Below are 7,665 nucleotides of genomic sequence, written 5' to 3'. Positions count from 1 at the left end.
TCCTCGGCATTATAATGAATATGCACCCATAGCGCAATTGGATAGAGTGTCTGACTACGAATCAGAAGGTTGTAGGTTCGACTCCTACTGGGTGCATTAGTCAATTGGATATTTGCGTTTTAACTGGTGTTTTTCCTTTTTATGATTATGTAAAACATATATATGATTTTAAAAAGTGATAGATGTACTTATCCGAGTTGATTTTTATGTAATTTTTCGCACCCATAGCGCAATTGGATAGAGTGTCTGACTACGAATCAGAAGGTTGTAGGTTCGACTCCTACTGGGTGCATTAGTTAATTAAATATTTTTTGTGCGGAAGTAGTTCAGTGGTAGAACATCACCTTGCCATGGTGGGGGTCGCGGGTTCGAATCCCGTCTTCCGCTTTTTTTATTTCGGGAAATAGCTCAGCTTGGTAGAGCGCTGCGTTCGGGACGCAGAGGTCGCAAGTTCGAATCTTGTTTTCCCGATTTTTATTTGCTTATATTAAGCATAAAAACCATGGTTATTTTCTATATAGCAGATTACAAGTTTAATCCGAACAAGATCTAAAAGCTTCAATGGCAGTATGATAATTGTACAGTTTTAAAGGTCGATTATTAATCAGCTCAATTGCTGCCAACACTTGATCGGCAGTTACTTGTTTAAAGTCAGTTTTCTTAGGAAAGAATCAGCGCAGATTGTGGTTAAAGTGCTCATTGCTGCCCATTTCCCAAGGCAATTTTCCCAAGGCAATAAGGATTATAGATTACGCCATAGCGCTGTTATAAGCTTTGATACTAGGCAAATTCTTTATTTTATCATGATCCACCGTAATGCTTTTCACTGTGCTGCTAAAACGCTGTATAAAGCTCGCAAAGGCCTGATTTAAAGAGAACCGTCCGATTTTGAGCTTTCAGAGCCCAAAATAAGCGCCTGCTTCGTTCGATAAATGTCACTAAACAACTCTTGCTTTGCCCATGACTGGATAAAACCGTCAATTGCTTAAGTGGTTCATTTAAAATCGTTTTACGACCACAATGCCTTCTTTTTTTGATCGGCATCATGTTGAGCTCTAAGAGAGGATCATAAGGTTGAATCCGTTGTAATTCCGTACAGATAGTGGGCTTAGTTACGCCGACTGCAGTAGCGATTTGTTGTTGCGTTTTGCCTTGTTGGTGTAAAAGGGCTGTTGCTCTGCGGTCAAACTGCGGTAAAGCAGTAGTGCTCAAACTAATTCCTGCTTTCATGGTTGTGTCGTAACTACCAAGGTAAAGAAATTACTTTGGGTTTTTTAGATTAAGGCTGTTCGAGTTAATTATAGAATCTGCGATATGATATATAGTAAGAAATTCTTACGCAATAAAGAATGTAGTTTTTATTTTATAATATCTCTTAATAGGGGTTTTAATACTGTTTTCATAGTTAAAATGACTTAACACGTTTTTTGTTGTAATTGGTTTTATTAAATATTTTATTTAGGATCCGAAATAAATTTTTATTTGCTGTTTGTTTCAGCGTTATATTTACGTTATAATTAAGGAAAAAGAACATGGAGGGACTAATTTTGAATGTGGTGAAGCAGCATAAAAGAAAGCGCTTTAAAATGCCATCTGCGTTTACGATTTTGTTTTTTATTATTGGTTTCGTAGCAATTTTAACTTGGATTATCCCAGCAGGGCAATATTCAACTGATAAAGCTGGCAATATCATTGCGCATACGTATAAGATGGTTCAGGCTAATCCTCAAGGCATTTGGGATGTTTTTATGGCTCCAATTTATGGAATGGTTGGTAATGATCATACTGATGGTGCTATCCAGATTTCTTTATTTATTCTTGTAATTGGTGGGTTCTTAGGTGTTGTTAATAAAACAAAAGCTTTAGATGATGGTATTGGAGCTGTTGTTCACAGATATAAAGGCAAAGAGAAGATGCTCATTCCAATTTTAATGATTTTATTTGCTTTAGGTGGATCTACGTATGGTATGGCCGAAGAAACAATTGCTTTCTACCCTTTATTAATTCCCGTTATGATGGGTGTAGGGTTTGATTCTTTGGTAGCGGTTTCTATTGTGCTAGTTGGGACACAAGTTGGATGTTTAGCTTCAACAGTTAATCCTTTTGCGACGGGTGTTGCTTCACAAGCGTTGCATATTTCAATGGGTAAAGGATTAATTTCTCGAGTGGTATTTTTAGTTATTGTAGTAGCTTTGAGTATATGGTATGTTTACCACTACGCCTCAACAATTGAAAAGAATCCCAATAAATCTTTAGTTTACAATCAAAGAAAAGAAGATGAAGAGCGTTTTACAATACCAAAAAGTGATATGCAAGTTAGTATGACCAAACAACAAAAAATTGTACTCTGGATATTTGCTTTAACTTTTGTTTTGATGATTATAAGTTTAGTTCCTTGGAATTCTATCAATAAGAATTGGACTTTCTTTGATTCCTTTAATAAATGGCTGAGTAATTTACCAATTATTGGGCATTTGGTAGGTAGTAAATTAGTGCCCTTAGGAAGTTGGTATTTCAATGAAATAACAGCACTATTCTTCTTTATGTCTGTTTTAGTTATGTTTTCTTTTAAAATGTCCGAAAACGAATATATTGATGCCTTTATAGCAGGTATGGCTGATTTTTTGAGCGTTGCAATTATTGTAGCTGTAGCTAGAGGCATTCAAGTAGTAATGAACGATGGTCTAATTACTGCCACTGTGTTACATTGGGGTGAATTAGGACTCAAAGGGCTTTCACAAAGTGTATTCATCATTATTACATATATATTTTATATTCCGATGGCCTTTTTAATTCCTTCTACTTCAGGTCTTGCAGCAGCAACAATGAGCATAATCGGCCCAATGGGTAAGTTTGCTGGAGTTGATGGTAGTGCCGTTATCACTGCTTATCAAGCGGCCTCAGGCTGGATTAATTTAATTACTCCAACTTCTGGTGTTGTAATGGGTGCTTTGGCAATTGCTCATATTAATATTAGTGTTTGGTGGAAGTGGATTGCTAAATTGATGCTATATCTTTTTATTGTTAGTTGCATCTTTTTAGGAATCCTGGCAATTATTTGATTATTAAGGAGAATCTATCTATATGAGAAATTTTATAACTGATCAACATGAACAGGAAGCGGTTGAATCTTTAAAACGATTAGTGGCTAAGCCTTCATATTTAACAGAGAAAGAAGAAGGCGCTCCTTTTGGAACTGGACCTCGAGCAGCATTAGATGAAATGATGAAAATTTGTGCAGAATTAGGATTTGAAACTTATACTGATCCTGATGGTTATTATGGATATGCTCAAGTAGGTGAAGGAAAAAGCATATTTGGCATACTTGGGCATATGGATGTTGTTCCAGCTGGTGATCCTAAGGATTGGGATAGCGATCCATTTAAGGCAGTCGTAAAAAATGGGGTAATTTATGGACGTGGTGTTCAAGATGATAAGGGCCCATCAATAGCCGCATTATATGCAGTAAAGGCTTTAATGGATGCTGGGATTAAGTTTAAAGAGAGAATACGTTTTATTTTTGGGACTGATGAAGAAACACTTTGGCGCTGCATTGCACAATATAACAAAAAGGAAGAGCCTATAACACATGGTATTTCTCCTGATTCAGAATTCCCCGTAACTTATGCTGAAAAAGGATTGCAGCAATCTTATTTAATCGGTCCAGGCTCTAAAGAAGTGCAGCTTTCAATGAAAAATCCATTTAATGCTGTACCGGCTCAGGCTGCTTATAGTGGTCCTAAGTTAGATAAGGTAAAACAAGCTTTAGATGAGTTAGATTTTGATTATAAGGATAATGGTGATGAAATTATCGTTCTTGGCAAATCTGTGCATGCTATGTTAGCACCCCAGGGGGTAAATGCTGTTTTAAGGTTAGCTATGGCCTTAGACAAAGTGTTTAGCTTTGCTCCCTTAGATTTTATTGGTAAATGTTTCAAGGAAGATGCAACTGGAAAGAATTTATTAGGCGATGTAGAAGATGAAGCATCAGGACATTTAACAATCAATTTGTCTAATATTGAGATTAATGAAGAGCAAACACGGATGCAAATCGATATGCGTATTCCCGTAACTGTGGATCATGACCAATTAATTGCGCAACTTGAAAAAGAAGTGGCAAAGTATGATTTAAAATATGAAAATTTTGATTATTTAGAGCCCTTATATGTTCCTAAAGATAGTGAATTAGTACAAACTTTAATGTCTGTATATCATGCCGTTACTGGAGATAATACGCAACCACAAATATCTGGCGGTGCAACGTTTGCACGAACAATGACTCAATGTGTAGCCTTTGGTGGAATGTTACCAGGCGTACCAGATTATATGCATCAAGTTAACGAACAATGGGAGTTAGATAAGATGTTTACAGCTATGAAAATTTATGCTGAAGCAATTTATCAAATTGTGGGTCAAAATTAAACAACTATCAATCACAATAATTAGTCATTTAGATTAGAATTGTTTTCGTGCTTTTAAGCGTTGATATAAATATATATCAATGCTTTTTTATTTAGATAACTTTTTGATGATAAATTAAAAGAAACTTTTTCATTAAATGTTTTTGACAGTTAAAACTAACTAAATGTAGGATAATAGCTTTTACCTACGTCTTACGTGTTTTTGGTCATATCACTCTCATTATGCCAATACTGTTAAATTCAGTTTTTTAAGTGGATGTTTTTACTAATTGGGTTGATGTGAATAAAAAAATTTAGTTATAAATATTTGTAAAAAAATTGGGCTTTATAACAAGAAAATTTAGATTGAATTTTAATTATGCTAATTCATTGGATGTTGGATTAATCTAAACATCTCTTAAGTTAGATTAGAAAAATTATATTGATATAATTAAAAACTAAACAGTACTAAGAACATTCTAAAGTATTATAATTATTTCATACAAAAGAACTATAAAATTATTAGTTTTGCCTGTTTTACGGACAAGCTTCTAATTTATCACATTTATTACAATTGTGGTATACTTGCAAAACAGTATGAGAATAGGGGGCTGTTGTTGATGAAAGAGATATTTACTGCAAGTGCCAAAGAGTCACTGCGTTTGGCCCAGCAGGCAGCTAAGAAATTTCACCACCATGCAGTGGGTAGTGAACATATATTATATGGTTTAGTTAAAGAAGGTTCAGGTGTAGCTGCTAAGACGATTACTGATATGGCAGTCTCAGCAGAAGATATTCACGATGAAATTGAGGCTATAACTGGTTATGGCATTGATGATCTCCAAGCACAAAATATGATGTATCTGCCTTATTCACCACGGGCAGGGCAAATTTTAGAAGAGGCTAGTCAACAAGCCAAAATGTTAGAGGCTCCGCAAATTGGCACAAGTCATATTTTATTGGTTTTATTGCGTGATCAAACTATCTTGGCTTCTCGAATTTTAACTAATTTGGGTGTTAGTGTAGTCAAAACGCGCAAACTTCTATTACAAAAAATGGGTATTTCTTCTAAAAATAATAAAAAACGGTCTGCACAGATATCTGGAAATAATGCATCTACTAAGAGTAACACGCCTACTTTAGATTCGTTGGCGCGTGATTTGACAGAGTTTGCCCGGCAAAAACAATTAGATCCTGTGATTGGCCGGGATGAAGAAATTGAACGCACTATACAAATTCTCAGCCGCCGCACTAAGAATAATCCTGTATTGTTAGGAGAACCTGGTGTTGGCAAAACGGCAATTGTCGAAGGTTTAGCACAAAGAATTATTGCAAAAACCGTTCCTGAAGAAATGCTTGATAAAAGATTAATGCTTTTAGACATGGGTTCACTTGTCGCAGGAACTAAATATCGTGGTGAATTTGAAGACCGGCTCAAAAAAATTATTAATGAAATTTACCATGCTCAGAATGTTATTTTATTTGTCGACGAGTTGCATACAATGATTGGTGCTGGCGGCGCTGAAGGTGCTATTGATGCTTCCAATATTTTAAAGCCCGCTCTTTCACGGGGAGAATTACAGATGATTGGTGCCACTACCTTAGACGAATATCAAAAGTACATTGAAAAAGATGCAGCGTTTGCTCGGCGCTTTGCTAAGGTGCAAATTTCTGAGCCTAATAGTAGTGATACTTTGTCAATTTTAGAGGGCTTGCGGCCAGAGTATGAAGCTCACCATCAACTTAAAATAACTGATGAGGCTTTACAGGCTGCTGTTAAACTTTCTCAGCGCTATTTACCTAATCGCTTTTTACCTGATAAGGCAATTGATTTAGTAGATGAAGCCAGTGCTCGGGTTCATATCAAAGAACATCAGCAGCAGCCACTCAGTAAGTCAGAAAAACTTGAACAGGATTTAAATAAGAAGTCTGAGGCCAAAGAGCAAGCAATTCTTCAGCAGAATTTTGAACAAGCTGCTCAGTATCGACAAGAAGAAATGACGGCCCAACAAGCTTTAGTCCATCAAGAAGAGCTGGATCAAAAGCGGACACGGCGCCAGCCACGAGTACTTGCCAGTGACATTGCAGCTGTGGTGTCACAATGGACAGGTGTGCCAATCACTAAGATGACTACGCAGCAATCACGTCAGTTATTGAATTTGGAAAAAGAATTACACCGCCGTGTAGTTGGGCAAGAAGAAGCGATTAATGCAGTAGCCCGTGCCATTCGGCGTGCTCGCAGCGGCTTAAAAGATCCTCGACACCCAATTGGTTCATTTATGTTTATGGGACCTACGGGTGTGGGAAAAACGGAATTAGCGAAAGCATTGGCAGCCAGCATGTTTGGCAGCGAAAATGATATTATTCGAATTGATATGTCGGAATATATGGAAAAATTTAGTACTTCACGGTTAGTTGGGTCTGCACCAGGATATGTTGGTTATGAAGAAGGCGGCCAATTAACTGAGCAAGTGCGCAATCATCCTTATTCAGTCATCTTACTAGATGAAGTTGAAAAAGCTCATCGAGATGTTTTTAATTTGTTGTTGCAAGTCTTAGATGATGGATTTTTAACTGACTCCAAGGGCCGGCGGGTAGATTTTCGCAATACTATTATAATTATGACATCTAATTTAGGTGCTACTACCTTACGGGATGCACACACTGTAGGTTTCAGCGAACCGACAATGAACGATCAGTATGAAACTATGAAACAACAAATATTAGCTGAAACCAAGCAATTTTTCCGACCTGAGTTTTTAAACCGGATTGATGATATTTTAGTTTTCCATGAGTTGACCAAAAAAGATTTACACCAAATTATTAAAATCATGGCTCATGGTCTAATTGAACGTTTGCAGGAACAAAAAATCCAGTTGCGCCTGACACCGAAGGCACTTGATTATCTGGTCGAAAAAGGATATAGCCCTCAGTTAGGTGCTCGACCTTTGCGTCGAACTATCCAGGTGGAAGTGGAAGATCAGATTAGTGATTTATTATTGTCTAATCAATTACAAGCTGGTGATCGTTTGGCAGTGGGAGCTTCAAAGCAGCAATTGAAATTTAATATTCATCATCCTGAAACAGTTAAATCTTAATTGTTGACAGAAGGAGATAATTATTATATTATAAATCGTGACTAATTAGCGTGGCATGATGATGCGTATTCTTTATCGAAATATTGTCCGATAAGGAATCATAAAAAGGCAAAAATAGCATGGGCTATTTTTGGTTTTTTTTTGCTCAAAAAGTGTCATTTACTAAT

The 7,665-nt window shown here is 36.5% G+C and carries 3 protein-coding genes, 4 tRNA genes and 1 pseudogene; 7 read left to right on the top strand and 1 reads right to left on the bottom strand.

Annotated elements, in window-relative coordinates; all coding sequences use genetic code 11:
- Window positions 1–22 precede the first annotated feature (22 nt).
- From EQ827_RS03015 to EQ827_RS03000, 4 genes are all read left to right on the top strand, one after another.
- Window positions 23–96 (top strand) — tRNA-Arg (locus EQ827_RS03015).
- Between the two features lie 122 nt (window positions 97–218).
- Window positions 219–292 (top strand) — tRNA-Arg (locus tag EQ827_RS03010).
- 23 nt (window positions 293–315) lie between these two features.
- Window positions 316–387, top strand: a tRNA-Gly gene (locus tag EQ827_RS03005).
- 10 nt (window positions 388–397) lie between these two features.
- Window positions 398–471, top strand: a tRNA-Pro gene (locus EQ827_RS03000).
- 62 nt (window positions 472–533) lie between these two features.
- On the opposite strand, the pseudogene EQ827_RS02995 reads toward EQ827_RS03000, so the two are convergent.
- Window positions 534–1,212: pseudogene (locus EQ827_RS02995) on the bottom strand (hypothetical protein).
- A 320-nt stretch (window positions 1,213–1,532) separates the two neighbouring features.
- Here EQ827_RS02995 and EQ827_RS02990 point away from each other — a divergent pair.
- The 3 genes from EQ827_RS02990 (at window position 1,533) to EQ827_RS02980 (ending at window position 7,498) form a co-directional block, all read left to right on the top strand.
- A complete protein-coding gene (locus EQ827_RS02990) occupies window positions 1,533–3,062 on the top strand; it encodes a YfcC family protein (protein WP_181189505.1) in 1,530 nt (509 codons plus the stop codon).
- Window positions 3,063–3,084: 22 nt separating this feature from the next.
- Window positions 3,085–4,422, top strand: a complete 1,338-nt coding sequence (locus EQ827_RS02985; protein ID WP_181189504.1) for a M20 family metallopeptidase — start codon at window positions 3,085–3,087, stop codon at window positions 4,420–4,422.
- A gap of 598 nt (window positions 4,423–5,020) precedes the next feature.
- Entirely contained in the window at window positions 5,021–7,498 is a 2,478-nt protein-coding gene (locus tag EQ827_RS02980) for an ATP-dependent Clp protease ATP-binding subunit (protein ID WP_181189503.1), read from the top strand.
- Window positions 7,499–7,665 lie beyond the last annotated feature (167 nt).

Origin of the sequence: Bombilactobacillus bombi (genome assembly GCF_013607485.1) — a bacterium.
In the GTDB taxonomy this organism is placed as follows: domain Bacteria; phylum Bacillota; class Bacilli; order Lactobacillales; family Lactobacillaceae; genus Bombilactobacillus; species Bombilactobacillus bombi_A.
The sequence above is the reverse complement of the archived record's forward strand: the minus strand, read 5'-3'. Positions and strand labels throughout refer to the sequence as shown.

What these genes read in the sequence shown, in the direction of transcription:
- EQ827_RS02990 (WP_181189505.1), top strand. Translation starts at nt 1,533, where the DNA reads ATGGAGGGACTAATTTTGAATGTGGTGAAGCAGCATAAAAGAAAGCGC.
- EQ827_RS02985 (WP_181189504.1), top strand. Translation starts at nt 3,085, where the DNA reads ATGAGAAATTTTATAACTGATCAACATGAACAGGAAGCGGTTGAATCT.
- EQ827_RS02980 (WP_181189503.1), top strand. Translation starts at nt 5,021, where the DNA reads ATGAAAGAGATATTTACTGCAAGTGCCAAAGAGTCACTGCGTTTGGCC.